At 65.8% G+C, this 26,740-nt stretch carries 24 protein-coding genes and 1 pseudogene; 10 read left to right on the forward strand and 15 right to left on the reverse strand.

What is annotated here, in order from left to right; genetic code table 11:
- Positions 1-52 precede the first annotated feature (52 nt).
- Positions 53-1,594, forward strand: a complete 1,542-nt coding sequence (locus tag HMPREF3014_RS29965; RefSeq protein WP_003100068.1) for a phosphoenolpyruvate carboxykinase — start codon at positions 53-55, stop codon at positions 1,592-1,594.
- A 57-nt stretch (positions 1,595-1,651) separates the two neighbouring features.
- On the opposite strand, the gene HMPREF3014_RS29970 is transcribed toward HMPREF3014_RS29965, so the two are convergent.
- Positions 1,652-2,008 (reverse strand): fimbrial protein, encoded by a 357-nt coding sequence (locus tag HMPREF3014_RS29970; RefSeq protein ID WP_003109981.1) that lies wholly within the window; start codon positions 2,006-2,008, stop codon positions 1,652-1,654.
- Positions 2,009-2,261: 253 nt separating this feature from the next.
- Between HMPREF3014_RS29970 and HMPREF3014_RS29975 the strand changes: the two genes are divergently transcribed.
- Positions 2,262-2,864 carry a nitroreductase family protein gene (locus tag HMPREF3014_RS29975; protein WP_003100063.1) on the forward strand — a complete coding sequence of 201 codons (603 nt, stop codon included), beginning with the start codon at positions 2,262-2,264 and terminating at the stop codon, positions 2,862-2,864.
- A gap of 14 nt (positions 2,865-2,878) precedes the next feature.
- On the opposite strand, the gene HMPREF3014_RS29980 is transcribed toward HMPREF3014_RS29975, so the two are convergent.
- Positions 2,879-3,787, reverse strand: a complete 909-nt coding sequence (locus HMPREF3014_RS29980; RefSeq protein ID WP_009877228.1) for a LysR family transcriptional regulator — start codon at positions 3,785-3,787, stop codon at positions 2,879-2,881.
- A gap of 142 nt (positions 3,788-3,929) precedes the next feature.
- Between HMPREF3014_RS29980 and HMPREF3014_RS29985 the strand changes: the two genes are divergently transcribed.
- The 4 genes from HMPREF3014_RS29985 to HMPREF3014_RS30000 are packed head-to-tail and all read left to right on the forward strand — an operon-like array spanning position 3,930 to position 8,613.
- Positions 3,930-5,165, forward strand: coding sequence for a 3-hydroxyacyl-CoA dehydrogenase (locus HMPREF3014_RS29985; RefSeq protein WP_009877227.1), 1,236 nt, complete (start codon positions 3,930-3,932; stop codon positions 5,163-5,165).
- Position 5,166: 1 nt separating this feature from the next.
- Positions 5,167-6,957, forward strand: a complete 1,791-nt coding sequence (locus HMPREF3014_RS29990) for an acyl-CoA dehydrogenase C-terminal domain-containing protein (protein ID WP_003118026.1) — start codon at positions 5,167-5,169, stop codon at positions 6,955-6,957.
- Between the two features lie 26 nt (positions 6,958-6,983).
- Positions 6,984-8,147: an iron-containing alcohol dehydrogenase gene (locus HMPREF3014_RS29995; protein ID WP_003114061.1), complete on the forward strand. Its 1,164-nt coding sequence runs from the start codon at positions 6,984-6,986 to the stop codon at positions 8,145-8,147.
- 22 nt (positions 8,148-8,169) lie between these two features.
- Positions 8,170-8,613 carry an acyl-CoA thioesterase gene (locus tag HMPREF3014_RS30000; RefSeq protein WP_009877226.1) on the forward strand — a complete coding sequence of 148 codons (444 nt, stop codon included), beginning with the start codon at positions 8,170-8,172 and terminating at the stop codon, positions 8,611-8,613.
- Here HMPREF3014_RS30000 and HMPREF3014_RS30005 read toward each other — a convergent pair.
- On the reverse strand, positions 8,595-9,152 hold the full coding sequence (locus tag HMPREF3014_RS30005; protein ID WP_003118024.1) for a chorismate mutase: 558 nt from the start codon (positions 9,150-9,152) through the stop codon (positions 8,595-8,597). The genes HMPREF3014_RS30000 and HMPREF3014_RS30005 overlap by 19 nt on opposite strands.
- 224 nt (positions 9,153-9,376) lie before the next feature.
- Between HMPREF3014_RS30005 and HMPREF3014_RS30010 the strand changes: the two genes are divergently transcribed.
- Complete coding sequence (locus tag HMPREF3014_RS30010) at positions 9,377-9,592, forward strand: carbon storage regulator (RefSeq protein ID WP_003096222.1); 216 nt, start codon at positions 9,377-9,379, stop codon at positions 9,590-9,592.
- Positions 9,593-9,660: 68 nt separating this feature from the next.
- Here HMPREF3014_RS30010 and HMPREF3014_RS30015 read toward each other — a convergent pair whose 3' ends face one another.
- The 5 genes from HMPREF3014_RS30015 to HMPREF3014_RS30035 form a co-directional block, all read right to left on the reverse strand.
- Positions 9,661-10,068 carry a glycine zipper domain-containing protein gene (locus HMPREF3014_RS30015; RefSeq protein WP_003100051.1) on the reverse strand — a complete coding sequence of 136 codons (408 nt, stop codon included), beginning with the start codon at positions 10,066-10,068 and terminating at the stop codon, positions 9,661-9,663.
- A gap of 98 nt (positions 10,069-10,166) precedes the next feature.
- A complete protein-coding gene (locus HMPREF3014_RS30020; protein ID WP_003100049.1) occupies positions 10,167-10,682 on the reverse strand; it encodes a hypothetical protein in 516 nt (171 codons plus the stop codon).
- Between the two features lie 309 nt (positions 10,683-10,991).
- Positions 10,992-13,313: an FdhF/YdeP family oxidoreductase gene (locus tag HMPREF3014_RS30025; protein WP_003118023.1), complete on the reverse strand. Its 2,322-nt coding sequence runs from the start codon at positions 13,311-13,313 to the stop codon at positions 10,992-10,994.
- 7 nt (positions 13,314-13,320) lie between these two features.
- Positions 13,321-14,160 carry a formate dehydrogenase accessory sulfurtransferase FdhD gene (fdhD, locus tag HMPREF3014_RS30030; protein WP_003100044.1) on the reverse strand — a complete coding sequence of 280 codons (840 nt, stop codon included), beginning with the start codon at positions 14,158-14,160 and terminating at the stop codon, positions 13,321-13,323.
- A 96-nt stretch (positions 14,161-14,256) separates the two neighbouring features.
- Complete coding sequence (locus HMPREF3014_RS30035; protein WP_003100042.1) at positions 14,257-15,138, reverse strand: LysR family transcriptional regulator; 882 nt, start codon at positions 15,136-15,138, stop codon at positions 14,257-14,259.
- A 173-nt stretch (positions 15,139-15,311) separates the two neighbouring features.
- On the opposite strand from HMPREF3014_RS30035, the gene lysM reads away from it, so the two are divergent.
- The gene (lysM, locus tag HMPREF3014_RS30040; protein WP_003096210.1) at positions 15,312-15,749 is read left to right on the forward strand and encodes a peptidoglycan-binding protein LysM; all 438 of its coding nucleotides are present in this window, start codon (positions 15,312-15,314) and stop codon (positions 15,747-15,749) included.
- Positions 15,750-15,800: 51 nt separating this feature from the next.
- Here lysM and yrfG read toward each other — a convergent pair whose 3' ends face one another.
- A complete protein-coding gene (gene yrfG / locus HMPREF3014_RS30045; protein WP_003114065.1) occupies positions 15,801-16,466 on the reverse strand; it encodes a GMP/IMP nucleotidase in 666 nt (221 codons plus the stop codon).
- Between the two features lie 125 nt (positions 16,467-16,591).
- Here yrfG and nudE point away from each other — a divergent pair, with 125 nt between their 5' ends.
- Both nudE and cysQ read left to right on the forward strand, forming a co-directional pair.
- Positions 16,592-17,158 (forward strand): ADP compounds hydrolase NudE, encoded by a 567-nt coding sequence (gene nudE, locus HMPREF3014_RS30050; protein WP_003096206.1) that lies wholly within the window; start codon positions 16,592-16,594, stop codon positions 17,156-17,158.
- Entirely contained in the window at positions 17,155-17,976 is an 822-nt protein-coding gene (gene cysQ, locus HMPREF3014_RS30055) for a 3'(2'),5'-bisphosphate nucleotidase CysQ (protein WP_003114067.1), read from the forward strand. Before nudE ends, cysQ begins: the two co-directional genes overlap by 4 nt.
- Before the next feature lie 46 nt (positions 17,977-18,022).
- Here the strand turns inward: cysQ and fabY are convergent, their stop codons facing one another.
- From fabY to dctM, 6 genes and pseudogenes are all read right to left on the reverse strand, one after another.
- Positions 18,023-19,927 (reverse strand): beta-ketoacyl-ACP synthase FabY, encoded by a 1,905-nt coding sequence (gene fabY / locus HMPREF3014_RS30060; RefSeq protein WP_019681080.1) that lies wholly within the window; start codon positions 19,925-19,927, stop codon positions 18,023-18,025.
- 415 nt (positions 19,928-20,342) lie between these two features.
- A complete protein-coding gene (gene arcC, locus HMPREF3014_RS30065) occupies positions 20,343-21,275 on the reverse strand; it encodes a carbamate kinase (protein WP_003100033.1) in 933 nt (310 codons plus the stop codon).
- Positions 21,276-21,335: 60 nt separating this feature from the next.
- Entirely contained in the window at positions 21,336-22,346 is a 1,011-nt protein-coding gene (locus HMPREF3014_RS30070; protein ID WP_003100031.1) for an ornithine carbamoyltransferase, read from the reverse strand.
- Between the two features lie 79 nt (positions 22,347-22,425).
- Positions 22,426-23,682: an arginine deiminase gene (gene arcA / locus HMPREF3014_RS30075; protein WP_003100029.1), complete on the reverse strand. Its 1,257-nt coding sequence runs from the start codon at positions 23,680-23,682 to the stop codon at positions 22,426-22,428.
- A 21-nt stretch (positions 23,683-23,703) separates the two neighbouring features.
- Positions 23,704-25,152, reverse strand: coding sequence for an arginine-ornithine antiporter (arcD, locus tag HMPREF3014_RS30080; RefSeq protein WP_003123669.1), 1,449 nt, complete (start codon positions 25,150-25,152; stop codon positions 23,704-23,706).
- Positions 25,153-25,937: 785 nt separating this feature from the next.
- Positions 25,938-26,740, reverse strand: a pseudogene (dctM, locus tag HMPREF3014_RS30085) (C4-dicarboxylate TRAP transporter large permease protein DctM); the annotation flags it as partial.

Here is a 26,740-nt window from a genome sequence, read left to right on the forward strand (position 1 = left end):
TTGAAGCGCTACGAAGTTTGGAGGACTCGGCCTCTGGCCGACGGGGAACCACATGACGCAAGCCAACAACGCCGTGTACACCGATATCAGCGCCGCCCAACTGGTAGAAGAAGCCATTCGCCGCGGTGAGGGCGAACTGGCCGCCAACGGCTCGCTGGTCGTACGTACCGGCCATCGCACCGGCCGTTCGCCGGTCGACCGTTTCATCGTCGAAGAGCCGAGCACCAAGGACGCGATCGCCTGGGGCAACATCAACCGTCCGTTCCCGGCCGACAAGTTCGATGCGCTGTGGGCCCGCGTGGAAGCGTTCAACAACGCCCAGGACCATTTCGTTTCCCATGTTCATGTAGGTTCCGCCGAGGCTTACTACCTGCCGGTGAAGATGACCACCGCTACCGCCTGGCAGAATCTGTTCGGCCGTTGCCTGTTCATCGAGCCGGAGCAGTACAACCCGGCCGGCAAGGACGAGTGGCAGGTCCTCAATGTCGCCAACTTCGAATGCGTGCCCGAGCGCGACGGCACCAACTCCGACGGTTGCGTGATCCTCAATTTCGCCCAGAAGAAAGTGCTGATCGCAGGCATGCGCTATGCCGGCGAGATGAAGAAAGCCATGTTCTCCGTGCAGAACTTCCTGCTGCCCGAGCGCGACGTGCTGCCGATGCACTGCGCTGCCAACATCGGCGAAGCGGGCGATGTGACCCTGTTCTTCGGCCTGTCCGGCACCGGCAAGACCACCCTGTCCGCCGATGAAAGCCGTTACCTGATCGGTGACGACGAGCACGGCTGGGGCGAGGGCGTGGTGTTCAACGTCGAAGGCGGTTGCTATGCCAAGTGCATCGACCTGTCCGAGAAGAACGAGCCGGTCATCTGGAAAGCCATCAAGTTCGGCGCCGTGCTGGAGAACGTGGTTCTCGACGAAGAGCGCGTGCCCAACTACGCCGATGACAGCCTGACCCAGAACAGCCGCGCCGCCTACCCGCTGGAGCACGTCGAGAAGCGTTCGGAGAAGAACCTCGGCGGCGAGCCCAACGCGGTGATCTTCCTGACCTGCGACCTGACCGGCGTACTGCCGCCGGTATCGATCCTGAACAATGAGCAGGCGGCCTACCACTTCCTGTCCGGCTACACCGCGCTGGTCGGCTCCACCGAGATGGGTTCCGGCGGCGGTATCAAGTCGACCTTCTCCACCTGCTTCGGTGCTCCTTTCTTCCCGCGTCCGGCCGGCGTCTATGCCGAGCTGCTGATCAAGCGCATCAAGGCCTTCGGCTCCAAGGTCTACCTGGTCAACACTGGCTGGACCGGCGGTGGCTACGGCGTCGGCAAGCGCTTCAACATCCCGACCACCCGTGGCGTGATCGCGGCGATCCAGAGCGGCGCGCTGATCGGCGCGGAAACCGAGCACCTGGAGATCATCAACCTGGACGTGCCGAAGGCCGTTCCGGGCGTCGAGACCAATCTGCTCAACCCGCGCAACACCTGGGCTGACAAGGCTGCCTACGACGAGGCGGCGAAGGGCCTGGCCAAGCAGTTCATCGAAAACTTCAAGAAATTCGAGGTTTCCGATGCGATCAAGGCCGCCGGCCCGCAGCTGTAAGCCACGTTTCGGCACCATGAAAAAACCGCCTTCGGGCGGTTTTTTCATGGGCGAACGTCAGGGGTAGGTGACGGTGATCAGGTAGTTGCCGGAGCGGCGACCGCTTCCGGCCAGCTCATAGCGCGCCGAGAAATCCCGTTCACCGATGACCGTATCGCTGGGTTGCAAGTGGCGCACCTCGCCGGTCTTCATCGAACGGATGCTGACATCCGCGGTGCGCGCCTGCATGGGACAGCCACTGAGGTGGAAACTGCCCTTGCTTTCGTCTTGGCGGGGAGCGCTCATCGAGCATGGTGGCTCGACAATGGCGCCGGTGAAGCGGATGACGCCGCTGATGCTGCCGGGGGCGGCGAACAGGTTGCTGGAAGTTCCTACAAGAAGACCGAACAAAGCCAGTTGGCCCATCCTGTTCATGAGCTTACTCCTACGTGAGTTCATCCTTATTTTTCTGCGTTCGTGCGTCCCGGGAGGGGCCCTCTCCCAGGCGCTGGCATTGGAGTGGAATATAGGACAATTCCTTAGGAAAATTCCTTCCTAGGAATAGTCCTAGTCCTAATTCTGTAAGTAGCTGCTGTGGGGCTGCGTCGGATTTATTGAAGTCTGGTTTATCTTCTCGCCAATGCCCTAGAGTGGGCGCCCCTTTGTTCCCTCGCAGTGGATTTCCCCCATGCATATCGAAGACGCCGTTCGTAGTCGCCGTGCCATCAAGGGCTACGACTCATCCTTCAGCCTGACTCGCGAAGAGAAGGACCATCTCCTGGACCTGGCGCTGCATGCGCCTTCCGCCTTCAACCTGCAACACGTGCGGCTGGTCGAGGTCAGCGATCCGCAATTGCGCGTGCAGTTGCGTGAAGTGGCCTGGGACCAGGCGCAGGTCACCGACGCGGCGATGCTGGTGGTGGTGTGCGCCCAGCTCGACAGTTGGGAGCGCAACGCGCAGCGGGTCTGGGACGGTGCTCCCGAGGCGGTACAGGCGTTCATGGCAGGCGCCATCGACACCTACTACCGCGGCAAGCCCCAGGTACAGCGCGATGAAGCCATGCGCAGCTGCGGCCTGCTGGCGCAGACCCTGATGCTGGTCGCCCGCGGCCAGGGCCTGGATTCGTGTCCGATGGATGGTTTCGACTTCGATGCCGTGGCCCGGCTGATCAACCTGCCGGACAACCATGTGATCGGCCTGATGGTCGCGGTCGGGAAAAAGGCCGTTGAACCCTGGCCGCGCAGCGGCAAGCTGCCGCGGGAAGAACTGGTCATTCGCGACCGCTTCTGACTGCCCGGATTCCCCTAGTCCGGTCCGGCGGCCCCGACCTGGCGGATCTGTTCGACCAGCCATTGCAGGGCGATGTCGCGTTCGCGCTGGGCCAGAAACACCAGTTCCAGGTGGAACGGGCCGAGGTCGAACGGCAGGTCGAACGATTGCAGGGGCAGCAATCGTTCGAAGTAGTGCGCCAGTTGTCGCGGCAGGACGCCGACCAGGTCGCTGTACGCGGCGATGTGCGCTGCCTGCAGGTAGTTCGGCGTGGTGTAGGCCACTTGCCGCTTGAGCCCCTGGCTGCCCAGCCACTGGTCGACCATCCCCTTGGTCTGCCCGCCGTGCACCCACAGGTGCTGCAGCTCCAGGAAGGTGGCCAGGTCGGGAGCCTGCGCCAGCAGCGGGTGCTGACGCCGGGCGACCAGTTGCAGGATCTCGCTGGCCCAATGGCGGCGCTGGAAGCGCGCCGGGACGTTTTCGAAGCGGCCTAGCACCAGGTCCAGTTCGCCTTTGTCCAGCGCCTCGGCCGGCAAGGTCGGGGTCAGGTGCTGGATGGCGATGGAGATTCCCGGCGCCCGCTCACTCAGGCGGCGCATCAGGGCGGGCATGCAGATCAGTTCGACGTAGTCGGTCACCGCTACGGTGAAGCGCTGCCGGCTGCGCCCCGGATCGAAGCCCTCGCCGTCGCCCAGGCTCTGTTCGATCTGCCGCAGCGCCGCGCGGATCGGCGCTTCCAGCGCCAGCGCCCGGGGCGTCGGCTGCATCGCACGACCGGCGCGGACCAGCAGCGGGTCGTCGAGCAGCTCGCGCAGGCGGTTCAGCGCATTGCTTACTGCCGGCTGGCTCAGCGCCAGGCGCTCCGCCGCGCGCGAGACGTTGCGTTCGCGCAGCAGCGCGTCAAGGACGCGTAGCAGGTTGAGGTCGAAGGTTTGGATATTCACTGCCTGAATTCCAGCTATCACAAGACTAAATTTCAAAAATAGTACGACCTTCCCCTAAGGTAGTGGTCGCTTTTTGTGCGGTCGGACTGCCCCAGGTTTCGTCCACCGTTCCTCCTGCGCTCGCTACAACGAGGACAAGACCATGAGCCAGAACTTTTCCTTCCGCCAGGCCGCGGTGATCGGCGCCGGCACCATGGGTCGCGGTATCGTCATGTGCCTGGCCAACGCCGGTCTCGACGTGCAGTGGCTGGACAGCAACCCGCAGATGCTCAACCAGGCGCTCGGCGCCGTGGCCGACACCTACGCGCACAACGTGCGCCAGGGGCGCATCGGCGAAGAGGAAGCGGCCGCGCGCCGCGCCCGCATCACGCCGGTCCAGCACCTCGCCGCGATGCGCGAGGCGGACCTGGTGATCGAGGCGGTCTACGAGAACCTGGAACTCAAGCAATCGATCTTCCGCGAGCTGGACGCGGCGCTGAAGCCCTCCGCGGTGCTGGCCAGCAATACCTCCTACCTGGACATCGACGCCATCGCCGCGGTCACCGCGCGTCCGCGTCAGGTGCTCGGCCTGCACTTCTTCAGCCCGGCGCACATCATGCGGCTGCTGGAGATCGTGCGCGGCGCGCAGACCGCGCCGGCGGTGCTGGAGGCGGCCCTGGCGCTGGGCGAGCGGATGGGCAAGGTCAGCGTGGTGGCCGGCAACTGCCACGGCTTCATCGGCAACCGCATGCTCGAACCCTACGCCACCGAGGCCCGCCTGATGCTGCTGGAAGGCGCCCTGCCGTACCAGGTGGACCGGGCTCTCCAGGCGTTCGGTTTCGCCATGGGGCCGTTCCGCATGTACGACGTGGTCGGTATCGACCTTGAGTGGCGCGCCCGCGAGTTGGCCGGGGTCGGCCAGGACCAGCCGGCCGTGCAGGTGGACAACCGCCTTTGCGAGATGGGCCGCTTCGGCCAGAAGAGCGGTGCCGGCTACTACCGCTACGCGCCGGGCAGCCGCCAGGCGGAGCACGATACCGAGGTGGATGCCCTGGTGCTCCGGGTTGCCGAGACGCTGGGCTACCCGCGGCGCGATTTCGCCGACGAGGAAATCCTCGAGCGTTGCCTGCTGGCGCTGGTCAACGAGGGCGCGAAGATCCTCGACGAGGGTATCGCCGCCCGTAGTGCCGACATCGACACTGTCTACCTGAACGGCTACGGCTTCCCCGCCGCGGAGGGCGGTCCCATGGCCTGGGCCGATCGCCTCGGCGCGGCCGAGCTGCTGCAACGCTTGCGTTTCCTCGAACAGCGCCACGGCGCGCGCTGGAAGCCGGCGTCCCTGGTCGAGCGCCTGGCCGCCGAGGGCGGAGCCTTCGCCGACCTGCAGGAGGTGCGCTGAGATGGATTACCAGGCCCCCTTGCGCGACATGCGCTTCGTTCTCCATGAACTGTTCGATGTCGGCGCGCATTGCGAACTGCTGGGCAACGGCATCGATCGCGAACTGATCGACGGCGTGCTCGAGGAAGGCGCGCGCTACACCGGCCAGGTGGTGGCGCCGCTCAATCGCAACAGCGACGAGGAAGGCGCGAAGCTGAAGGACGGCGTGGTGACCACCCCCACCGGCTTTCGCGAAGCCTACCGGCAGTACAGCGAGAACGGCTGGGCGAGCATGACCGGACCCACCGAGTACGGCGGCCAGGGCTTCCCGCAGATGGTCTCCGCGTGCTTCCACGAGATGCTGATGGCCGCCAGCCTGTCCTTCCGCGTCTATTCGGGGCTGACCGAGGGCGCCGTGCTGGCCCTGTACAAGCATGGTGACGAGGCGTTGCGGCGCGACTACCTAGGCAAGCTGGTGAGCGGCGAATGGGCCGGCACCATGTGCCTGACCGAACCCCAGGCCGGCACCGACCTCGCCCTCCTGCGCACCCGCGCCGAGGCGCAGGCCGACGGCAGCTACGCGATCAGCGGCAGCAAGATCTTCATCAGCGGTGGCGAGCAGGACCTCACCGAGAACATCGTCCACCTGGTGCTGGCGCGCCTGGCGGACGCGCCGGCCGGGGTGAAGGGCATCAGTCTGTTCCTGGTGCCGAAGTTCGTCGCCAATCCCGATGGCTCCCTGGGCGAGCGCAACAGCCTGGGGTGCGGCGCCATCGAGCACAAGATGGGGATCAAGGGCGCCTCCACCTGCGTGATGAACTTCGACGGCGCCAGGGGCTGGCTGCTGGGCCAGGCGAACCAGGGCCTGGCCTGCATGTTCACGATGATGAACGACGCGCGCTTCCAGGTCGGCCTGCAGGGCCTGGGTATCGCCGAACGGGCCTTCCAGGGCGCCCTCGGCTACGCCCGCGAACGCCTGCAGTCGCGCGCCCTGGTCGGCCCGCAGGCACCGGACAAGGTCGCCGACCCGATCATCGTGCACCCCGACGTGCGGCGCATGCTGCTGACCCAGAAGACCCTGGTCGAAGGCTGCCGCATGCTGGCGGCCTGCTGCGCACGCCAGCTCGACCTGGAACACGGCCATCCGGATGCTGACGGCCGGCGCGCGGCGACGCGCCGTGCAGCGCTGCTGATCCCCATCGTCAAGGCCTTCCTTACCGATGTCGGCCAGGAAGTCGCCAGCCTCGGCGTACAGGTCTATGGCGGTCACGGTTTCATCCGCGAATGGGGCATGGAGCAATTGATGCGCGACAGTCGCATCACCCAGATATACGAAGGCACCAATGGCATCCAGGCGCTCGATCTGGTCCGCCGCAAGCTGCTCGGCGACCAGGGCGGCGAACTGCTGGCGCTGCAAGGCGAACTGGCGGTGGCCAGCGAGGCGCTGCAAGGGCGTGCTGCGCTGGCGCCACTGGCTGAGCCGGTGCTGCAACGCCTGGAGGAGTGGCGGCAGCTCACCGGCCAGGTACTCGAGGCCTGCGCCCGCGATCCCCAGGAGATCGGCGCCACTTCGGTGGACTTCCTCCAGTACAGCGCCTACGTATTGCTCGCGGCCCTCTGGTTGCAAGCCGCGGCACGAGCCCAGGAAGCGCTGGACGGCGGCTCCGGTGAGGGCGATTTCTATCGGGCCAAGCTGCGCAGCGCCGATTTCTACCTGCGGCGTATCCTGCCGCGGGCGAGCATGCACCGCGAAGCCTTGCTCGGTGGCGCCGACTGCCTGATGGCCCTGCCCGAGGAGCATTTCTCGTTCTGACGGGCGTCTCGCCCAAGGAGACCGATATGCAAGCTTTCAGTTTCGCCACTACCGCGCAGATCCTCTGCGAGGCCGGCTCCGCCATCCGCCTGGCGGAACTCTGCCGCGAGCGAAGGGCGCGCCGCGTGTTGATCGTGACCGATCCGGGGATCACCCGGCTCGGCTTGCTGGATGCGATCCTGCCCGGCTTCCCGCGCCTGGGCCTGGCCGTCGAGGTGTACGACCAGGTGCTCGCCGATCCGCCCGAGTCGGTGGTCGAGGCCGCGCTCGGGCGGGCGCGGGGCATGGCTGCCGAGCTGGTGGTCGGTTTCGGCGGCGGCAGCTCCATGGACGTAGCCAAGCTGGTCGCGCTGCTCGCCCACCCAGAAGCAGGGCAGGGGCTCGGCGAGGTCTTCGGGGTCGGCAACGCACGCGGGCCGCGCCTGCCGCTGATCCAGGTGCCGACCACCGCCGGGACCGGCTCCGAGGTGACGCCGATCGCCATCGTCACCACCGGCGAGACCACCAAGATGGGCGTGGTCTCGCCCCACTTGCTGCCCGACCTGGCGCTGCTCGACGCCGACCTGACCCTCGGCTTGCCGCCGGCGGTCACCGCGGCGACCGGTATCGACGCGATGGTGCATGCGATCGAGAGCTATACCAGCAAACTGAAGAAGAACCCGCTGTCCGACCTGCTGGCGCGGGAGGCGTTGCGCCTGCTGGCGGCCAACCTGGAACGCGCGGTAGGCGACGGCGGCGACCGCGAGGCGCGCCAGGCCATGCTGCTGGGCGCCTGCCTGGCCGGGCAGGCCTTCGCCAATGCGCCGGTGGCGGCGGTGCATGCCCTGGCCTATCCGCTGGGAGGGCATTTCCACATTCCCCACGGCCTGAGCAATGCGCTGGTGCTACCGGAGGTGATCCGTTTCAACGCTCCCGCTGCCGCTGGACTCTATGCCGAGCTGGCGCCGCTGCTGCTGGGCGACCGCTTGCGTCCGGGCGATCGCGACGCGCTTACCGTGCAGCTGATCGACGAACTGGCCCAGCTCAGTCCGCGCAACGGCCTGCCGAGCCGCTTGCGCGACGCCGGGGTGGACGAGGCGATGCTGCCGCGCCTGGCCGCCGACGCGATGCTCCAGCAGCGTCTGCTGGTTAACAACCCGCGCGAGGTCGGCGAGGCGGATGCCCTGGCGATCTATCGCGCGGCATACTGAATCCCTTCTACGAGGACCGGGCATGGCGACCGCCCCGCGACCGCTGCGCGAGCAGTACCTTCATTTCCAGCCGATCAGCACGCGCTGGCACGACAACGACATCTACGGACACGTGAACAACGTGACCTACTATGCATTCTTCGACACGGCGGTGAATACCTACCTGATCGAGCGCGGCGGCCTGGATATCCAGGGCGGCGAAGTGATCGGCCTGGTGGTCAGCTCCAGCTGCGACTATTTCGCGCCGGTGGCCTTCCCCCAGCGGATCGAGATGGGCCTGCGGGTGGCGCGCCTGGGCAACAGCTCGGTGCAGTACGAACTGGCCTTGTTCCTCGAAGGGCAGCGGGAGGCCTGCGCGGCCGGGCGTTTCGTGCATGTCTTCGTGGAGCGCCGAAGCAGCCGCCCGGTGGCCATTCCGCAGGAACTACGCGATGCGCTGGCCGCGCTTCAGAGCGCGGCCCAGTGACAGAGATCGCCCGCCGCCCGTGACAGGGCGATGGCGTGCAGCTCGTCCAGGCGATCGTCGCGTACCTGCCGTTGCAGCGCCTGGTTGAGCCTCGGCCGGCAGTCGTCGACGCGCAGTTCGGCGAGCGCCGGGGCGTAGCCGCGCAGCAGCTCCAGGTTGAGCTGATTGAGGCGGCTGCGGATGCGCTCCAGGTCGACCGCCTGGCCAGCGTCCGGTAGCGGCCGGCTGAGCAGGCGGTACTGGACCAGCTTGTTCGCCTCGATCTGCGCGGCGAACAGCAGGCGCACCTGCTCGGCGCCGACCCCGTGGCTCCCGGCTTGTCCGGCGAGCATCTGCAACTGTTGTTCTTCCCGCGGGCTGTCCTGTACCGCCTTGCCCGACTGGGCCTTGCTCTGGGCTACCTGATCGGCTAGTTGCAAACGCTGGCTGCTCAGGCTCAACAGTTGCTGGAGAGCCGGTGACAGCGGCTGGGCCTGGAGCAACGGGCCTTGCAGGAGCAGGAGGGCAAGCAGGCCCCAACTGGCGAACGACGGGCGCATCTGGAAATCTCGGATGGAATTGATGTCCGGCACGCTAGCAAAGCGAGCCCGGTGCGACAATCCATGACATGGCGTGAGGCGAACAGGAAGCGCTGGATGGGACATTTCTGATTGAACGTTTGCAGTCTCGACGCTGGAGCAATGTTCTGTGACCATCCCTCCACACCATTTCATTCACCAAAGGGGCCGGTTTGCCCCTGCTATGACTGGCAAGGACGCGGAACATGGGTTTCCTGATACTCTCCCGCCGAGAAGGCGAAGGCATCACCCTGTCCCTCAAGGCCGACTACCCGGCGGAGGAACTGATTCGGCAATTGCGCGAAGGCGGCATCCGGATCCTGGTCACCGATATCATCGGCAACCAGGCCCGGGTCGGGATCGAGGCGCCGCGTGGCGTCCTGATCGTTCGCGACGAGTTGAAAACGGCACCGAAAGGCTGACGAACGGTAGAAAGTAAAAGCCCCGCGTTCGCGGGGCTTTTACACATCAGCTTCGGCAAGCATGCCGATCAACGATGCTTGTGCTTGCGGTGTTTCTTGCCGCGGTGACCGCTGTCGTTGTCCTTGCCCAGGTTGTTACCGACCGCGCCACCCGCTGCGCCGCCGAGGCCTGCACCTATGGTCGCGCCGGTGCTGCCGCCCAGCTTGTTGCCGATCACCGAACCGCCGGCCGCGCCTAGCCCGCCACCCAGGGCGGCTTCGGTCTTGCGCCCGTCCTTGGCAGTCATCGCGCCGCCGGCCGCGCCACCCAGGCCGGCGCCTATGGCCGCACCGGTGCTACCGCCGATGGCGCCGCCCACGACGTTGCCCAGGGCACCGCCTACGCCGCCGCCCACCGCGGTCTTGGTGGAATCGCCGGCGAGCGCGGCTTGTGCGCTCAGCAGGCCGAACGCGATTACCAGGAGAGATTTACGCATCGTGCGTGCCTCATCGTTTCAATCGGGAGGGAAATACGGTCGTTCGCACAAAGGCCGGACCATCCGGCCCGGCCTTTGCGTCGTAGGGAGCGGCGGGTTCAGTCGTCGTAGTAGCGACGATGATGCTTGTGGCGCTTCCACTTCTTGTACTGGCCATAGTGATGGCCGTTGTCATGCCGGTAATAGCCATCGCGATAGCCGGCGCGGCGGTAGTAGCGACGGTCGCGGTAGTCGTCATCGTCGTCGTAGCGGCGGTTGCCGTCGCCATAATGGTTGCCCAGCGCGCCGCCGCCGGCGCCGCCGAGGGCCGCGCCGATCAGGCCACCGGTGCTGCCACCGATCTGCCGGCCGATGACGTTGCCGCCTGCGGCACCGAGGCCGCCGCCGATCGCCGCTTCGGTCTTGTTGCCGCGTCCGGCGCCGACTGCACCGCCCGCAGCGCCACCGATGCCACTACCGATCGCGGCGCCAGTGCTGCCGCCGACCGCATCGCCGACGACCGAACCCAACACCCCGCCCAAGGCGCCGCCGATGGCCGCGCGGGTGTCGTCGCCTGCGAAGGCGGTACTACCGACCAGACTCAGGGACAACAGGAGTATCGAGGAATACTTCATAGAGAGTTTCTCTCTGTGGGGATGACGGCTGCGATGCTGGGGTTGGCCCAAACCGCTGACAAGCGCCAGCCGACGATTGGTAGAGCAAATTCGAAATATTCCAAGTACTTGTTTTGTATGGGGAACTTTCTTAAGTAGAGGCGGTCGTAGACCGAATGTGAAGCGCGATTTCAGGGTCGAAATCGGTATTTTTGCTGGCGGGATGCTGGCCATTCTAACGCCGACGAGCGGCCTGCCTTCAAGGCCTTTCATCGACTTTTTCCTTAAGACGCCGCCTCCTGTTGCAGGAGGCGGCGTTTTTCATGAGCTTCAGATAATGCGCCCGTCGCCCGTGGCCTTTTCCAGGCGTACCGCGATGAACTTCGAAGTCGGCGTATGGCTGCCGACGCCGACGCTCTCCAGCGGCACCAGGGGATTGGTTTCCGGGTAGTAGGCGGCTGCCTGGCCGGCCGGGATGTCGAAGGCGAGCAGGGTGAAGCGGCGTACCCGGCGTTCGATGCCATCGCTCCACAGCGAGACCAGGTCGACCTTGTCGCCCGGCTGGTAGCCCAGGCGGCGGATATCCGCCTCGTTGGCGAATACCACTTCGCGCTGGCCCTTCACTCCGCGATAGCGATCGTCCAGGCCGTAGATGGTGGTGTTGTACTGGTCATGGGAGCGCAGGGTCTGCAGGATCAGGTCGGGTTCGAGGCCGCTGTCGCGCACCTGTGCCGGCAACAGGTCGCGGGGCAGCGGGTTGGCGACGAAGTTGGCCTTGCCGCTGGCGGTGTTCCAGCGTCGTTCGCCGGCGGAGTTGCCGAGGTAGAAGCCACCGGGATGGCGGACGCGGCGGTTGAAGTCGGCGAAACCGGGGATGGTGTCGGCGATCAGCTCGCGGATGCGCTCGTAGTTGGCGATCAGCGCGTCCCAGTCCACCGGATGGTTGCCCAGGGTTGCCTTGGCGATGCCGGCGATGATCGCCGGCTCCGAACGCATCTGCTGCGAGAGCGGCTCCAGTTGCCCGTAGGATGCGTGGATCATGCTGAACGAGTCTTCCACCGTGACCGCCTGCGGGCCTTCGGCCTGGCGGTCGATGTCGGTGCGCCCCAGGCAGGGCAGGATCAGTGCGTCGCGGCCGGTGGTCAGGTGGCTGCGGTTGAGCTTGGTGCTGATGTGCACGGTCAGGTCGCATGACGCCAGGGCGGCGTGGGTGCGCGGACTGTCCGGGGTGGCCTGGGCGAAATTGCCGCCCAGGCCGATGAAGACCTTCGACTTGCCGGCGAGCATCGCGGCGATCGCCTCGACGGCGTTGTGCCCGTTGTGGCGTGGCACTTCGAAGCCGAAGCGCCGTTCCAGTGCGTCGAGCAGCGCCGCCGGCGGCCGCTCGTTGATGCCCATGGTGCGGTCACCCTGAACGTTGCTGTGGCCGCGGACCGGGCAGAGACCGGCGCCCGGGCGGCCCAGGTTGCCGCGCAGGAGTTGCAGGTTGACGATTTCCTGGATGATCGCCACCGAATGGTGGTGCTGGGTGATGCCCATCGCCCAGCAGACGATGACCCTGTTCGCCCGCCGGTACATCCGCGCAGCCTGCTCGATTTCCGCCAGGCCCAGCCCGGACTGGCGCTCCAGGTGTTCCCAGGGGGTGGCATCCAGTTCGGCCAGGTAGGCCTCGAGGCCGTCGGTGTGCTCGGCGATGAAGGCGTGGTCGAATACCGGCTCGCTACCCTCGGCCTGGGCTTCGCGCTCCCAGGCGAGGAGGAACTTGGCGATCCCGCGGATCGCCGCCATGTCGCCGCCCAGTGCCGGACGGAAGAACGCGGTGTTCAGCGGCGAGGACCCGTTGGTCAGCATTTCCAGCGCGTTCTGCGGATGCTGGAAGCGCTCCAGGCCGCGCTCCTTGAGAGGGTTGAAGCAGACCACCTGGGCACCGCGCTTCACTGCCTCGCGCAGCGGCTCGAGCATGCGCGGGTGGTTGGTGCCGGGGTTCTGCCCAAGGATGAAGATCGCGTCGGCGTGTTCGAAGTCGTCGAAGGTCACGCTGCCCTTGCCGACCCCGACGCTGCGGCCCAGTGCCACGCCGCTGGCTTCGTGGCACATGTTCGAGCAGTCGGGGAAGTTGTTTGTGCCGAACGCGCGGACGAACAACTGGTAGAGGTAGGCCGCCTCGTTGCTGGCCCGCCCGGAGGTATAGAACTCCGCCTGGTCGGGGCTATCCAGGCGTCGCAGGTGCTCGGCGACCAGGGCGAAGGCGGCGTCCCAGGTGATCGGCTGGTAGTGGTCGCTGAGCGGGTCGTAGCGCATCGGTCCGGTGAGGCGGCCCTGGTATTCCAGCCAGTAGTCGCTCTGTTCGCGCAGGGCGCTGACGCTGTAGCGGGCGAAGAACGCCGCGTCGACGCGGCGCTTGGTGGCTTCCCAGTTGACTGCCTTGGCACCGTTCTCGCAGAACTTCACCCGGCCGTCTTCCGGCGAGTCGCCCCAGGCGCAGCCGGGGCAGTCGAAACCGCCGTTCTGGTTGGTCTTGAGCAGAGCGCGGAGGTTCTTGAACGGCTGTTTGCTGTCCAGCCAGAAGTGCGCCACGCTGCGCAGCGCGCCCCAGCCGGCGGCGGCGCCGGCATAGGGCTTGTAGCGGGGTTGGAGAGGTTGCAGGCTCATGGCGGACTCACTCGGTTGCGGCCGGCGCCGGGCTGTAGACCCGCGGGGCGTTGTGATGGGGCTGGTGGATCAGGTTCAGTTGGTGGCGGCGCGCCCATTGCACGGTCAGGGCGGTGGGTGCGGAGAGGCTGACCAGGGTGCCGATCCCGGCACGTACGGCCTTGTGGATAAGCTCCAGGCTGCAGCGGCTGGTGACCACGGCGAAACCGCGCGCGGCGTCGAGGCCTTGGCGGTGCAGGGCGCCGATCAGCTTGTCGAGGGCGTTGTGGCGGCCGATGTCCTCGCGACACAGGCGCAGCTCGCCATGCCCGTCGAAATACAGCGCGGCATGCAGGGCGCCGCTATGGCGCGCCAGTCGCTGGGCCTGCTCGATACGCTGGCGCAGGGCGCCGAGATGGGCGGCGGGAGGCAGCGCCTGCGGCGACCGTTCCGGCAGTTGCGGCAGGGCCTGTTCCAGGGCTTCGACGCCGCACAGGCCGCAGCCGGAAGTGCCGGCCAGTTGCCGGCGTTGGCGCTTGAGGTTCCAGAACGCGCGGCTGCTGATTTCGACCTCGGCGTGGAGGGATTCGCCCTGGCCGCTGACGCGGATTTCATAGATGTCGTCGATGGACTCCACGAAGCCGCTGCTGAGGCTGAAACCGCGGACGAAATCCTCGATGTCCTCGGGCGAGGCCATCATCACCGCCTGGTTCAGTCCGTTGTAGCTGATCGCCACGGCACACTCGGCGGCAAGGGAGGCCTGGCCGACCTGCTGCGGCAGGTGCAGGTCGGCGTAGCGGTAATCGTCGGGAACGGCGGAAGGCGCCCAGGTATCCGCGGATACCGGGCATGCAGGCTGGCAAGGCATGGGCTGGGCCCTATCGTTCTAGGTGTGGCACCAGCCTAGGCCTGACGCGGGGCAGCGTCTAATCGGTTGTGCCGATGCGCTGATCGACGTGATCTATCAAGACTGCGGCGCCAACCAGTTCCGGGCTTCCTCGAAACAGGCTTCGGCCAGCGCCGAGCGCGGCTGTCCGCTGCGGATGATCAGACCGAGCGCTGCCAGGGTATGGGCGTCCTCGATGGGGATCAGGCGCAACTCGCCGTCGACTTCGCTGCCCAGCGGCATGATCGCGCAGCACAAGCCGCGCTGCACCGCCTGCAGCAGTTGCTGTACCGAGTCGGTTTCCAGGCGCGCGATGGGGCTCAACCCGCGGCTGCGGAAGTTGTGGTCGATGGATTGGCGGAAGTGCATGCCCGCCGAGAGCAGACCCAGCGGCAGGCCAGCCAGCGCTTCCCAGTTCAGCAGCGCGGCGTCGAGCGGGAAATGGCTGGGGTGATGGAGCAGGCCCATGCGGGTCTCCGCCAGTTCGATGCCCTCGAAATGGCTGCGGTCCAGACGGTCCAGATAAGAGACGCCGAGATCGAACTGGTTGCGCGCCAGGCCTTCGAGTACCTGTTCCGAACTCAGGGAATAGAGCTGGAAACGCAACTCCGGGTGGCGCCCGGCCATGTGCTGGACCAGGCGCATCGGGTCGAAGCTGGCCAGCGGCACCACGCCCAGGCGCAGGGTCCCGACCAGTTGCCCGCGGCAGGCGGCGGCTTCCGCGTACAGCCCTTCCTGGGCCGCCAGCAGGCTGCGTGCCCAGGCCAGTACGCGCTCGCCGGCCTCGGTGAAGCCTTCGAAGCGCTGGCTGCGTCGCACCAGTTCCAGGCCGAGTTCTTCCTCCAGGCTGCGCAGGCGCATGGACAGGGTCGGCTGGGTGACGTGGCAGCGCGCGGCGGCCTGGCCGAAGTGGCGGGTTTCGTCGAGGGCGCAGAGGAATTTCAGTTGCTTGATGTCCATCGGCGCTTCCGTGGCGGGGGTGTCGCCGAATCTTAACGCGAATGGGCGCAGTGTTATGGGGTGACGAAGGAGCCTGGGGATATTTCGCCGGTTTTTGCAGTCTAGACTTGGCTAGTCGCGGATCGGGATTGCGCCGGCCGCTTGCAACCGTAACCGTAAAGGGAGAACCAAAGATGGGTATTTTCGCGTTCGTGAAGGAAGCCGGTGAAAAGCTGTGGGATACGCTGACGGGGCATGAGGCACAGGCGGCCGAGTCGCTGAAGGAGCACGTCGCCAAGGTCGGCCTGGGCAACCCGAACATCCAGGTTTCGGTGGAAGGCGACAAGGTCATCGCCTCGGGCGAGGTGGCCAGCCAGGAGGAGAAAGAGAAGATCCTGCTGGCGCTGGGCAACGTCGCCGGCGTCTCCTCGGTGGAAGACAAGATCACCGTGGCCCAGGCCGCTCCGGAGGCGCGCTTCGTCACCGTGAAGAAAGGCGACACCCTGAGCGCCATCGCCAAGGCCGAATACGGCAATGCCAACGCCTACATGAAGATCTTCGAGGCCAACAAGCCGATGCTCAGCCATCCGGACAAGATCTACCCCGGCCAGGTCCTGCGCATTCCCGAGTGATCCCGGCGTTTCGCCAACCCCGCCCGCGTGGCGGGGTTTTCGTTTCCGCGGCTACGGCAGTCCTTCGAGCAGCCGCCGGTAGTCCTCCTGGGCGGCGAACTCCTCGGTGTCCCGGACCTGGCCACGGCTGTCCGGGTGGCGTACCGCCAACAGGTGGGCGACACCATAGGCGCGGGCGCTGCGCAGGATCGGCAGGCTGTCGTCGATGAACAGGCTGCGCTGCGGGTCGAAGCCGAAATCGGCTTGCAGGGCGCTCCAGAAGCGCGCGTCCTCCTTCGGGTAGCCGTAGTCGTGGGAGCTGATCAGTCGGTCGAAATAGGGCGCCAGTTCGATCCGTTCCAGCTTCAGCGACAGCGAGTCGCGGTGCGCGTTGGTGATCAGCGCCACGCGCTTGCCGGCCCGGCGCAGGGCGGCGAGGAAGGTATCGGCGTGCGGACGCAGCGAGATCAGGTGCGCCACCTCGTGCTTGAGTTCGCGGATCGACAGGTCCAGTTCCCGGCTCCAGAAATCCAGGCAGTACCAGTTGAGCTGGCCGGCGTGTTCGCGGAACAGCGGCTCGAGCACGGCGTCGGCTTCGGTGCGACTCAGGCCGTTGCGTTCGGCATAGCGCTGGGGCAGGTGTTCCAGCCAGAAGTGGTTGTCGAAGTGCAGGTCGAGCAGGGTGCCGTCCATGTCGAGCAGCACGGTGTCGATGGCGGACCAGGGCAGGGTGGGCATGGCGGCTCTTGTCGCGGTTCGTCGCGATCGATGCGGAAATCTGTCGCTTCCCATCAATCTCCGACAGGGATAATCGGAAAAGCCGGGGTATGATAACCCGCCGGCTTCGCCAAGGAGTTATCCACATGCGTCAGAAACCCACCGTACTCGCCAGCGAGATCGTCGCGAAGAGCCGACTGTTCGCTGTCGAGGAGTTGCAACTGCGCTTCAGCAATGGCGTCGAGCGCACCTACGAGCGTCTGGTCGGCAAGGGCCAGGGCTACGGTGCGGTGATGGTGGTGGCCATGCTCGATGCCGAGCACGCGGTGCTGGTGGAGGAATATTGCGCCGGGGTCGACGAATACCAGTTGTCGCTGCCCAAGGGCCTGGTCGAGCCGGGCGAGGACATCCTCGCGGCGGCCAACCGCGAGCTCAAGGAGGAAGCGGGCTACGGTGCCCGGCAACTGGAGCACATCACCGAACTGTCGCTGTCGCCGGGCTACATGAGCCAGCGCATCCAGGTGGTGCTGGCGCGCGACCTCTACGAGGAGCGCCTGCCGGGCGACGAGCCGGAGCCGATGGGCGTCGATCGCATCAGCCTGCGCGAACTGTCGAGCCTGGCCCAGCACGCCCAGTTCAGCGAAGGCCGAGCCCTGGCCGCGCTGTACCTGGTGCGCGACCTGCTCACCCAGCGCGGCGAGTACCAGGCATGAGGCCGGTGCCTTGGGGCGAATTGGTGGCGCTGGTGCGGCGCGCCGGCGAGGCGATCCTGCCGCACTGGCGCGCCGACGTGGTGGTGCGCTCGAAGGCCGACGAATCGCCGGTGACTGCCGCCGACCTGGCCGCGCACCATATATTGGAGGCGGGATTGCGGGCGCTGGCGCCGGACATTCCGGTGCTTTCCGAAGAGGATTGCGAGATACCGCTGAGCGAGCGCGGCCACTGGCGGCGCTGGTGGCTGGTGGACCCGCTGGACGGCACCAAGGAGTTCATCTCCGGTAGCGAGGAGTTCACCGTCAACGTGGCCCTGGTCGAGGATGGCCGGGTGCTGTTCGGCCTGGTCGGCGTGCCGGTGAGCGGCCGCTGCTACTACGGTGGCGCCGGTCTCGGTGCCTGGCGCGAGGAGGCCGATGGCCGCGCGCAACCGATCAGTGTGCGCCTGGAGCCCGAGGAGGCCTTCACCGTGGTGGCCAGCAAGCGCCATGGCAGCCCGGCCCAGGAGCGCCTGCTGGATGGCTTGAGCGAGCGCTTCGGCGACCTGCGGCGAGCCAGCATCGGCAGTTCGCTGAAGTTCTGCCTGCTGGCCGAGGGCGCTGCCGACTGCTATCCGCGCCTGACGCCAACCTCGCAATGGGACACGGCCGCCGCCCAGGGTGTGCTGGAAGGCGCCGGCGGCGAGGTGCTCGACCTGCATGGTGCGCCATTCACCTACGAGCCGCGCGAGGACTACCTCAACGGCTCCTTCCTGGCCCTGCCGCGCGCTGCCGAGTGGCGCAGCGAGCTGATCCAACTGGCGCGCGCGCTGCACTGAAACGAAAAGGCCCGGTCTAGCCGGGCCTTTTCCGTTGTGGCGGCGCTCAGTCGAGCATGTCGCTGAAACGCGCGTCCTTCTTGTATACCAGCGGCTGGCTGAAGCCGGGCACCGTCACCTGTTCGGCGCTGACCTCGATGGCGTGTTCGTCGATCAGGTCCTGGCCGAAGTTGTAGATGATCTCCAGGTCGCCCTGCAGCGCGCGCTGGTCGTAGGCGCGGGCGGCGGCGCGGGTCTGCTCGCGCTTCTCGACGTAGGCGGCGAAGGCCGCTTGGCCATGGCGCTTGCGCAGCATCTTCTCGGCGATTCGCGGCGACAGCACCACGCCGCTGGCGTTGTTGCCGCCGAAGCCCTTGGAGTTGATGAAGCACACCTCCAGCGGCTTGTCCTGGCGCATGTCGCGATTGGAGATGCTCAGGCGCTGCTGGTGGACGTCGTCGGCGACCTTGTCGATGGTCTTGATCCCAGGGAGGATGCCGTACTTGAAGGTGCCCAGGGCGGAAATCAGTTGATCGGCGCTGGCGGTGGCCAGGGAGTGGCCGACGTAGGCCTTCACCGCGGTGACCGGCCAGCCGTCGATGCCGAAGGCGCTGGCCACGCGGTCGAGGATTTCCGATTCGGTGACCCGGTTGGCCGGCGTGCTGGAGCCGTGGGCGTGGACGAAGCTGGCGTGGCGCACGGTGTCCAGGCCGACGATCTGCACCGCGCTGGCCACCGCCTTGGCTACCGTCAGGTAGTTGCCCGGGCCGGGGGCGGAGATGGACTTCTTGAAACCGTCGGCGTTGATGAACACGTCGGTTACCGCGCCGTGGATATCCGCGCCCAGGCGCAGGGCCAGTTCGTCGTCCATCAGCACTACGTATTGGCTGGACTCGGCCAGGGTGAAGCCGCAGTTCTCGCCGAACGGCCGGCTGGCGCGGCGGAAGTCCACGTCGTCGCGGCCTTCGATCAGGCGCAGGCCTTCTTCGGTGGCCAGTGCGCCCATGGCGCTGTAGCCCTCAATGCACTCCGGCAGGATCGGCGCCTCGCTGTTGCCGACGATGACCACCCGGGCCTGGCCGCTGGTGATGACGTCGATAGCCTTCTGCAGGTTGTAGAGGAAGGTGGCGCAGGCGCCTGTGATGCTGCCGGTCATGCCGACGCTGCCGAGCACGTAGGCATTGATGAAATCGGTGGGCATGCTGTTGAAGCCCAGCGGCAGTTGCTTGGCCGAGACCCGGTGGCCCTTCAGGCGGGATTGCATCAGGCCGCCGAAACCGTTGTCGTCGAGCTGGCTCATGATGCTGCCGGAGAACACCGCGATCTCGTCGGGCTGGACGTTGTCGACGATGGTCTTCCAGTCGATGCCGGTGGAGCGGATCGCGTCGGTCGCGGCGACCACCGACATCTGCAGGCCGCGCGGGTGGAAGCGCGAGTTGTACAGCTCGCCCGGTTCGAAACCGGTGGGCAACTGGCCAGCGGACTTCACCGTCAGCGCACGGTAGCTGTCCACCTTGAACTCGCAGCGCTCGTGGATGCTCACCAGCACCTCGCCGTCCTCCGCGGGAGCGATCGACCAGTTGGCCGGCAGCGGCTCGGGCAGTTGCTTGGGCGAGGCCTTGAAGGTCAGCGCCTGGCCTTCGGCAGGGGACAGCTCGAGGACCTTGTGCCAGTGGACTGCATCCGGGTCGAGGTACTGCGGTTCGATGCGTCGCACCAGGGTAGAGGCGAAGATGCGTTCGGCGTAGCGCCGCTCGATGTCCTCCGGGGACAGCGGCGTGCCGTCTTCGGCCAGGTAGCGGCCGCCTTCGGCCTTGACCAGTTTCATCATGACCGCCAGGCCGGCTAGGGTTTCCTGGCGCGCCTGCGGGTCCATCGATTCGATGACCATGCGGCGGAAGCCGTGGTGGAAGGAACTACGGCCTGCTGCGTTGTAGCCACCGAAACCAACAATGACCGGTAGTCGAGACATCACTCAGAAACTCCTTCGAATAGTCGTTCGCGTGCCGGGCTGCTGCCTGGTCCGGAGCGGGAAGCGCGTGGCGGCGATGGCGGCCTTTCCCGTCGGCGAGGCGAGCTTCACGGACCCGGGCACGAGCCAGTGGCCGTTGAAATGATCAGGGTGACTATGCTGACGTGAATCATGACTATCGAGTCACGTATTTTCCTACTGAATACCGCGTTGCGTGGGCTTTCCACAAGTGCTGGCGGTCTGCCGTGGGGGGATTGACGCCCATGGGCGGGCTGTTGGCAGAGGTGGGGCGTAGGCGAGTGTTGCGGGACTTGCTTGAAAGTCCGCGCGCAGAGGCGTGGCGCTATCCACCTTTCGCCCGATGCCGGCAGAGGAGAATGAAGAAGGGCCGCGAAGCGGCCCTGGGGGTGGTGTATCAGCGGTACTCGATGCCCGCCTTGCGCGTGCTGACCCGTGTTCCCGCCTTGCCCTCGGTGATTGCGACGATGTCCGCGAGCGAACCGATCACCGCGTCCTTGCCGGTGGCGCGGGCGAACTCGATGGCGGCCTGGACCTTCGGTCCCATGGAGCCGGCGGCGAAGCCGAGGCGCTCCAGTTCGTCCGGGTGGGCCTGGGCGATGGCCTTCTGGGTCGGCTTGCCCCAGTCGACGTAGGCCGCGTCGACGTCGGTGGCGATGATCAGGATGTCGGCCACCAACTCCTGGGCCAGCAGCGAGGAGCAGAGGTCCTTGTCGATCACCGCCTCGACGCCGCTGAGCTTCTTCCCGGCCTCGTCGTACATGGTCGGGATACCGCCGCCGCCAGCGCAGATGACGATGGTGCCTTTCTCCAGCAGCCACTTCACCGGGCGGATCTCGAAGATCCTCTTCGGCCGCGGGCTGGGCACCACGCGGCGGAACTTGTCGCCGTCCGGGGCGATGCTCCAGCCCTTCTCGGCGGCCAGGCGCTCGGCTTCTTCCCTGGAGTAGACCGGGCCGATCGGCTTGGTCGGGTTCTGGAACGCCGGATCCTTACCGTCCACCTCGACCTGGGTGAGGATGGTGGCGAACGGCACTTCGAACGGCAGCAGGTTGCCCATCTCCTGTTCGATCATGTAGCCGATCATGCCCTCGGTTTCCGCGCCGAGGACGTCCAGCGGGTAGGGCGAGACCTTGTCGTAGGCGGCACCCTGGAGGGCCAGCAGGCCGACCTGGGGACCGTTGCCGTGGGCGATCACCAGCTCGTTGCCGGGCGCCACCTTGGCGATCTGTTCGGCGGCGATCCGCACGTTTTCCCGCTGGTTGTCCGCGGTCATGGGTTCGCCACGGCGTAGCAGGGCATTACCGCCCAATGCGACGACGATACGCATATCGGTTACCTCCGGAAGGCGGCTGCGCCCGACCGCGTGGGCCGGGGCGCAGGAGCGCGGTCAGATGTCGGCGAGGGTCGAGACGAGGATCGCCTTGATGGTATGCATGCGGTTCTCGGCCTGCTCGAAGGCGATGTTGTAGGGCGACTCGAAGACGTCCTCGGTCACCTCGATGCCGTTGGCCAGGTTCGGATACTGCTCGGCGATCTGCTTGCCGACCTTGGTCTCGCTGTTGTGGAACGCCGGCAGGCAGTGCATGAACTTGGCCCGCGGGTTGCCGGTGGCCTTCATGATCTCCATGTTGACCTGGTAGGGCAGCAGTTCCTTGATCCGCTCGCCCCAGGCTTCCACCGGCTCGCCCATCGACACCCAGACGTCGGTGTGGACGAAGTCCACGCCTTTCACGGCTTCCTTCGGATCCTCGGTGAGGGTCAGCTTGGCGCCGCTTTCCTCGGCGAACTTCTTGCACTGGGCGACGAACTCATCGTGCGGCCAGAGCGCCTTCGGCGCGGCGATGCGTACGTCCATGCCGAGCTTGGCGCCGATCAGCAGCAGGGAGTTACCCATGTTGTTGCGCGCGTCGCCCAGGTAGGCGTAGCTGATGTCGTGCAGCGGCTTGTCGCTGTGCTCGCGCATGGTCAGCACGTCGGCGAGCATCTGGGTCGGGTGGTATTCGTCGGTCAGGCCGTTGAACACCGGAACGCCGGCGAACTTCGCGAGTTCCTCGACGATTTCCTGCTTGAAGCCGCGGTACTCGATGGCGTCGTACATCCGGCCGAGAACCCGCGCGGTGTCCTTCATGCTCTCCTTGTGGCCGATCTGCGAGGAGTTCGGGTCGATGTAGGTGACGTTGGCGCCCTGGTCGTAGGCGGCCACCTCGAAGGCGCAGCGGGTGCGAGTGGAGGTTTTCTCGAAGATCAGGGCAATGTTCTTGCGCTTCAGGTGCTGCTGCTCGGTGCCGGTGTACTTGGCGCGCTTGAGGTCGCGGGACAGGTCGAGCAGGTAACGCAGCTCGCGGGTGCTGTGGTGCATCAGGCTGAGCAGGTTACGGTTGTGCATGTTGAAAGCCATGATTGATCTCCTTGTGGGAAGTCGGTGGGCGGCGCCCCTCCTGGGGACGCCGCCGTTCAGCTCGAGAGCGGGTTGTCTGTCAGTAGTCGATCGGGTCGCGGATGATCGGGCAGGTCATGCAGTGGCCGCCGCCGCGACCGCGACCCAGTTCGCTGGCGCTGATGGTGATGACCTCGACGCCGGCCTTGCGCAGCAGGGTGTTGGTGTAGGTGTTGCGGTCATAGCCGACCACCACGCCCGGCTCCAGGCAGACCACGTTGTTACCGTCGTCCCATTGCTCGCGCTCGGCGGCGAAGCTGTTGCCGCCGGTCTCGACCACGCGCAGTTTCTTCAGGCCGAGGGATTCGGCGACCACTTCGAGGAAGGTTTTCTCCTCGCGGCGGATGTTCATGCCGTAGGGGCTGCTCGGATCGGGGCGCAGGCTGAAGGGCACGATTTCCTTGACCACTTCCGGGAAGACCGTGACCAGGTCGCGGTCGCAGAAGCTGAACACGGTGTCCAGGTGCATCGCGGCGCGGGACTTCGGCAGGCCGGCGACGATCACCCGCTCGGCGGCGCCCTTGGCGAACAGCGACTGGGCGACCTGACCGATGGCCTGGCGCGAGGAGCGCTCGCCCATGCCGATCAGGACCACGCCGTTGCCGATCGGCATCACGTCGCCGCCTTCCAGGGTCGAGGAGCCGTGGTCCTTGTCCGGGTCGCCGTACCAGATCTCGAATTCGGCGTTGGCGAACTCGGGATGGAACTTGTAGATGGCGGTGGTCAGCAGGGTTTCCTGTCGTCGCGCCGGCCAGTACATCGGGTTCAGGGTCACGCCGCCGTAGATCCAGCAAGTGGTGTCGCGGGTGAACTGGGTGTTCGGCAACGGCGGCAGCAGGAAGCTGGAATGGCCCAGGTACTCGCGGTACATCTTGAGGATGTCGGCGCCTTCGCTGGCGGGCAGGTCGTCAGCGGCGACGCCGCCGATCAGGTACTCGGCCAGCTTGCGCGGCTCCAGGCTCTCCAGCCAGGAGCGCAGCTCGCTGGTCAGGCCCAGGCCGACGCTGTCGGCGGTGATCTTGCGATCGAGGATCCACTTCAGCGCTTCCGGGTTCTGGATGGTCTCGGTCAGCAGATTGTGCATCTCGAGGACGTCGATGCCGCGCTCGCGCATCTTGGTGACGAAGTCGAAGTGGTCGCGCTTGGCCTGGTTCACCCAGATCACGTCGTCGAACAGCAACTCGTCGCAGTTGCTCGGGGTCAGGCGCTGGTGGGCGAGTCCGGGCGAGCAGACCATCACTTTGCGCAGTTTGCCGGCTTCGGAGTGGACGCCAAGTTTGGTTTTTTCCGTGCTCATTTCACGTCTCCAGTGGAGTAATCAGAGGGTGAGGAAACCGTCGTAGAGGCCGTAGGCAGCCACCAGGGCGCCAATGACGACTGCGGCGAAGATCAGTTTTTCGATTCCGGTGAAGATCGGCTGGCCGACCTCGTGCTTGGCCTTGGCGAAAAGGATCGCGCCGGGCGCATACAGCAGGGCGGACAGCAGCAGGTACTTCAGGCCCCCGGCGTAGAGCAGCCAGACCGCGTAGGCCACGGCGATGCCGGCGATGACCAGGTCCTTGCTGCGTTCGCGGGCATCGTTCTCGTAGGTCTCGCCCTTCAGGGTCAGCAGCAGGCCATAGGCGGCGGACCAGAAGTACGGGATCAGGATCATCGAGGTGGCCAGGAGCAGCATCTTGGTGTACGGGTCCATGCCGTCCGGGTCGCCCGAGGTGAAGAACACCACCACCAGGAACACCTGTACGCAGATGTTGGTCAGCCACAGGGCGTTGGCCGGCACCTGGTTGGCGTTCTCGCGGCGCAGGAACTCCGGCATGGTGTGGTCCTTGGCGGCGGCGAACATGATCTCGGCGCACAGCAGCACCCAGGAGAGCAGCGCGCCCAGCAGCGAGATCAGCAGGCCGACGCTGATCAGCACGGCGCCCCAGTGGCCGACCACATGCTCGAGTACCAGCGCCATCGACGGGTTCTGCAGCTTGGCCAGTTCCGGCTGGGTCATCACGCCCATGGACAGCACGTTGACCAGCACCAGCAGGAGCAGGACGGTGATGAAGCCGATCACGGTGGCCTTGCCGACGTCGGAACGTTTTTCCGCGCGGGAGGAGAAGATGCTCGCGCCCTCGATGCCGATGAACACCCAGACGGTGACCAGCATCATGTTGCGCACCTGGTTCATCACGCTGCCCAGGTCCGGGTTGCTCTTGCCCCAGATGTCGGCGGTGAAGATGTCCAGCTTGAAGGCGAACAGGCAGATCAGGATGAACAGGAACAGCGGCACGACCTTGGCCACGGTGGTGACGGTGTTGATGAACGCCGCCTCCTTGATCCCGCGCAGCACCAGGAAGTGCAGGGCCCAGAGCAGGACCGAGGCGCAGACGATCGCCGCGACGGTGTCGCCCTTGCCGAAGATCGGGAAGAAGTAGCCGAGGGTGCTGAACAACAGGACGAAGTAGCCGACGTTGCCCAGCCAGGCGCTGATCCAGTAGCCCCAGGCCGAGGAGAAACCCATGTAGTCGCCGAAGCCGGCCTTGGCGTAGGCGTACACGCCGCCGTCGAGTTCGGGCTTGCGGTTGGCGAGGGTCTGGAAGACGAAAGCGAGGGTGAGCATGCCGACGGCGGTGATCGCCCATCCGATCAGGACGGCGCCGACATCGGCGCTGGCTGCCATGTTTTGCGGGAGGGAGAAGATGCCCCCTCCGATCATCGAGCCGACAACCAGAGCCGTTAGCGCTCCTAGTCGGAGTTTTTGGCTGGATTCTTGGGACATTTTCGGAATCTCCCTATAGGAATTGAGAGTGAAGACATTAGGCGGCAGCGGCTATTGTTGAATGCTGATCCACGTCAATAGCTTCCTACTCAAAGTAATTAGATGACGCATTCCTGTAAGTCGCGAGTGCCAAAGATAGAAGAGGAATCTAAGACCTGCCCGGAATAGGGCGGTTTTTTCATGTGTTAGGGGAAGACTTGCCATCCGCTACGGGGAAAGCTTGAAATCGGGCTATAAGCCGCGGATAAAGCCGGATCGTTGATGCCGATCAATGAATTTCGCGAGACGGTATTCTGACTTTCAGGTGGGTGGTCGCCGGCTTGTTGACGGTCCGTCGAAAAACCGCCGCGACTTTCCAGGGAAGTGTTGCAGTATTTCGAGAGGAGTATTTTTTATTTATAAGTAAAAATAATTTTCCGCTCTTATCAAAGAACGAAAAAGCACAAGGAAAGAAATGAAGAAGCCCGGCGTTCGCCGGGCTCTTCATTTGGGCTTCAGGGTGTGAAGACCGCTGGGGGGACGGGATCGCCGCCCACCCGCCGCGCGTGCTGGCGCACGTCGGCACAGGGGAAGGGGCCGCCATCCGGTTCGTGGCCGAAGGGCGCGGTTCGCTGGGCGAACCGAAAGCCGGTGCCAGGGGCACTGCGAGCGATTGAGCAAGCGGCGTGCCAGCCATCGACAGGTGGCCCGGCCCGTCAACTGCGGGGCACGGGCCTGCGGCATGAGCGGATTTTTGCCGAAGGCCCGAGCGCAGGGCGGGGTTTTCCGCCGTCGTTACCGTTCCGTCAGCTCATCCCCAGCCAGTTCGGCAATGCCAGGGATACCGCCGGGATGTAGGTCACGATGATCAGGAACACCAGCAGGATCATCAGCCACGGCAGCGCTGCGCGGATGGTCGCGCCCAGCGGCATGCCGGTGACCGCCGAGGTGACGAACAGGTTGAGCCCGACCGGCGGCGTGATCAGGCCGATCTCCATGTTCACCACCATGATGATGCCGAGGTGGATCGGATCGATGCCCAGCTCCATGGCGATGGGGAAGAAGATCGGCGCCAGGATCAGGATGATCGCCGAAGGCTCCATGAAGTTGCCGGCGATCAGCAGCACGATGTTCACCACCAGCAGGAACATCCATGGCGAAAGTCCCAGTTCCGTGACCCAGCTGGCGATGCTCTGCGGTATCTGCTCGGTGGTCAGCACGTGGGCGAAGAGCATGGCGTTGGCGATGATGAACATCAGCATGATGGTCAGCTTGCCGGACTCCAGCAGCACCTTCGGGCATTCGCTCAGGCGCATGTCGCGGTAGACGAACAGTGCGACGAAGGCCGAGTACACCGCGGCGACGGCGGCGGCCTCGGTGGGGGTGAAGGCGCCGGAATAGATGCCGCCGAGGATGATCACCATCAGCAGCAGACCCCACAGCGCCTTGCGCGCGCTGGCCAGCCATTCGCGCAGACTGACCCTTGGCATGGCGGGCAGCTTCTTGACCCGGGCGACGATGTAGATCACCACCATCAGGATCAGTCCCAGCAGCAGCCCCGGAACCACGCCGGCGATGAACAGCTTGCCCACCGAGGTCTCGGTGGCGG

The sequence above is a fragment of the Pseudomonas sp. HMSC065H01 genome (assembly GCF_001815235.1).
Classification (GTDB): domain Bacteria; phylum Pseudomonadota; class Gammaproteobacteria; order Pseudomonadales; family Pseudomonadaceae; genus Pseudomonas; species Pseudomonas aeruginosa.

Excerpts from the sequence above, each read along its gene's own strand:
- HMPREF3014_RS29965 (WP_003100068.1), top strand. The coding sequence starts at position 53 with ATGACGCAAGCCAACAACGCCGTGTACACCGATATCAGCGCCGCCCAA.
- HMPREF3014_RS29970 (WP_003109981.1), bottom strand. The coding sequence starts at position 2,008 with ATGAACAGGATGGGCCAACTGGCTTTGTTCGGTCTTCTTGTAGGAACT.
- HMPREF3014_RS29975 (WP_003100063.1), top strand. The coding sequence starts at position 2,262 with ATGCATATCGAAGACGCCGTTCGTAGTCGCCGTGCCATCAAGGGCTAC.
- HMPREF3014_RS29985 (WP_009877227.1), top strand. The coding sequence starts at position 3,930 with ATGAGCCAGAACTTTTCCTTCCGCCAGGCCGCGGTGATCGGCGCCGGC.
- HMPREF3014_RS29990 (WP_003118026.1), top strand. The coding sequence starts at position 5,167 with ATGGATTACCAGGCCCCCTTGCGCGACATGCGCTTCGTTCTCCATGAA.
- HMPREF3014_RS29995 (WP_003114061.1), top strand. The coding sequence starts at position 6,984 with ATGCAAGCTTTCAGTTTCGCCACTACCGCGCAGATCCTCTGCGAGGCC.
- HMPREF3014_RS30000 (WP_009877226.1), top strand. The coding sequence starts at position 8,170 with ATGGCGACCGCCCCGCGACCGCTGCGCGAGCAGTACCTTCATTTCCAG.
- HMPREF3014_RS30005 (WP_003118024.1), bottom strand. The coding sequence starts at position 9,152 with ATGCGCCCGTCGTTCGCCAGTTGGGGCCTGCTTGCCCTCCTGCTCCTG.
- HMPREF3014_RS30010 (WP_003096222.1), top strand. The coding sequence starts at position 9,377 with ATGGGTTTCCTGATACTCTCCCGCCGAGAAGGCGAAGGCATCACCCTG.
- HMPREF3014_RS30015 (WP_003100051.1), bottom strand. The coding sequence starts at position 10,068 with ATGCGTAAATCTCTCCTGGTAATCGCGTTCGGCCTGCTGAGCGCACAA.
- HMPREF3014_RS30020 (WP_003100049.1), bottom strand. The coding sequence starts at position 10,682 with ATGAAGTATTCCTCGATACTCCTGTTGTCCCTGAGTCTGGTCGGTAGT.
- HMPREF3014_RS30025 (WP_003118023.1), bottom strand. The coding sequence starts at position 13,313 with ATGAGCCTGCAACCTCTCCAACCCCGCTACAAGCCCTATGCCGGCGCC.
- fdhD (WP_003100044.1), bottom strand. The coding sequence starts at position 14,160 with ATGCCTTGCCAGCCTGCATGCCCGGTATCCGCGGATACCTGGGCGCCT.
- HMPREF3014_RS30035 (WP_003100042.1), bottom strand. The coding sequence starts at position 15,138 with ATGGACATCAAGCAACTGAAATTCCTCTGCGCCCTCGACGAAACCCGC.
- lysM (WP_003096210.1), top strand. The coding sequence starts at position 15,312 with ATGGGTATTTTCGCGTTCGTGAAGGAAGCCGGTGAAAAGCTGTGGGAT.
- yrfG (WP_003114065.1), bottom strand. The coding sequence starts at position 16,466 with ATGCCCACCCTGCCCTGGTCCGCCATCGACACCGTGCTGCTCGACATG.
- nudE (WP_003096206.1), top strand. The coding sequence starts at position 16,592 with ATGCGTCAGAAACCCACCGTACTCGCCAGCGAGATCGTCGCGAAGAGC.
- cysQ (WP_003114067.1), top strand. The coding sequence starts at position 17,155 with ATGAGGCCGGTGCCTTGGGGCGAATTGGTGGCGCTGGTGCGGCGCGCC.
- fabY (WP_019681080.1), bottom strand. The coding sequence starts at position 19,927 with ATGTCTCGACTACCGGTCATTGTTGGTTTCGGTGGCTACAACGCAGCA.
- arcC (WP_003100033.1), bottom strand. The coding sequence starts at position 21,275 with ATGCGTATCGTCGTCGCATTGGGCGGTAATGCCCTGCTACGCCGTGGC.
- HMPREF3014_RS30070 (WP_003100031.1), bottom strand. The coding sequence starts at position 22,346 with ATGGCTTTCAACATGCACAACCGTAACCTGCTCAGCCTGATGCACCAC.
- arcA (WP_003100029.1), bottom strand. The coding sequence starts at position 23,682 with ATGAGCACGGAAAAAACCAAACTTGGCGTCCACTCCGAAGCCGGCAAA.
- arcD (WP_003123669.1), bottom strand. The coding sequence starts at position 25,152 with ATGTCCCAAGAATCCAGCCAAAAACTCCGACTAGGAGCGCTAACGGCT.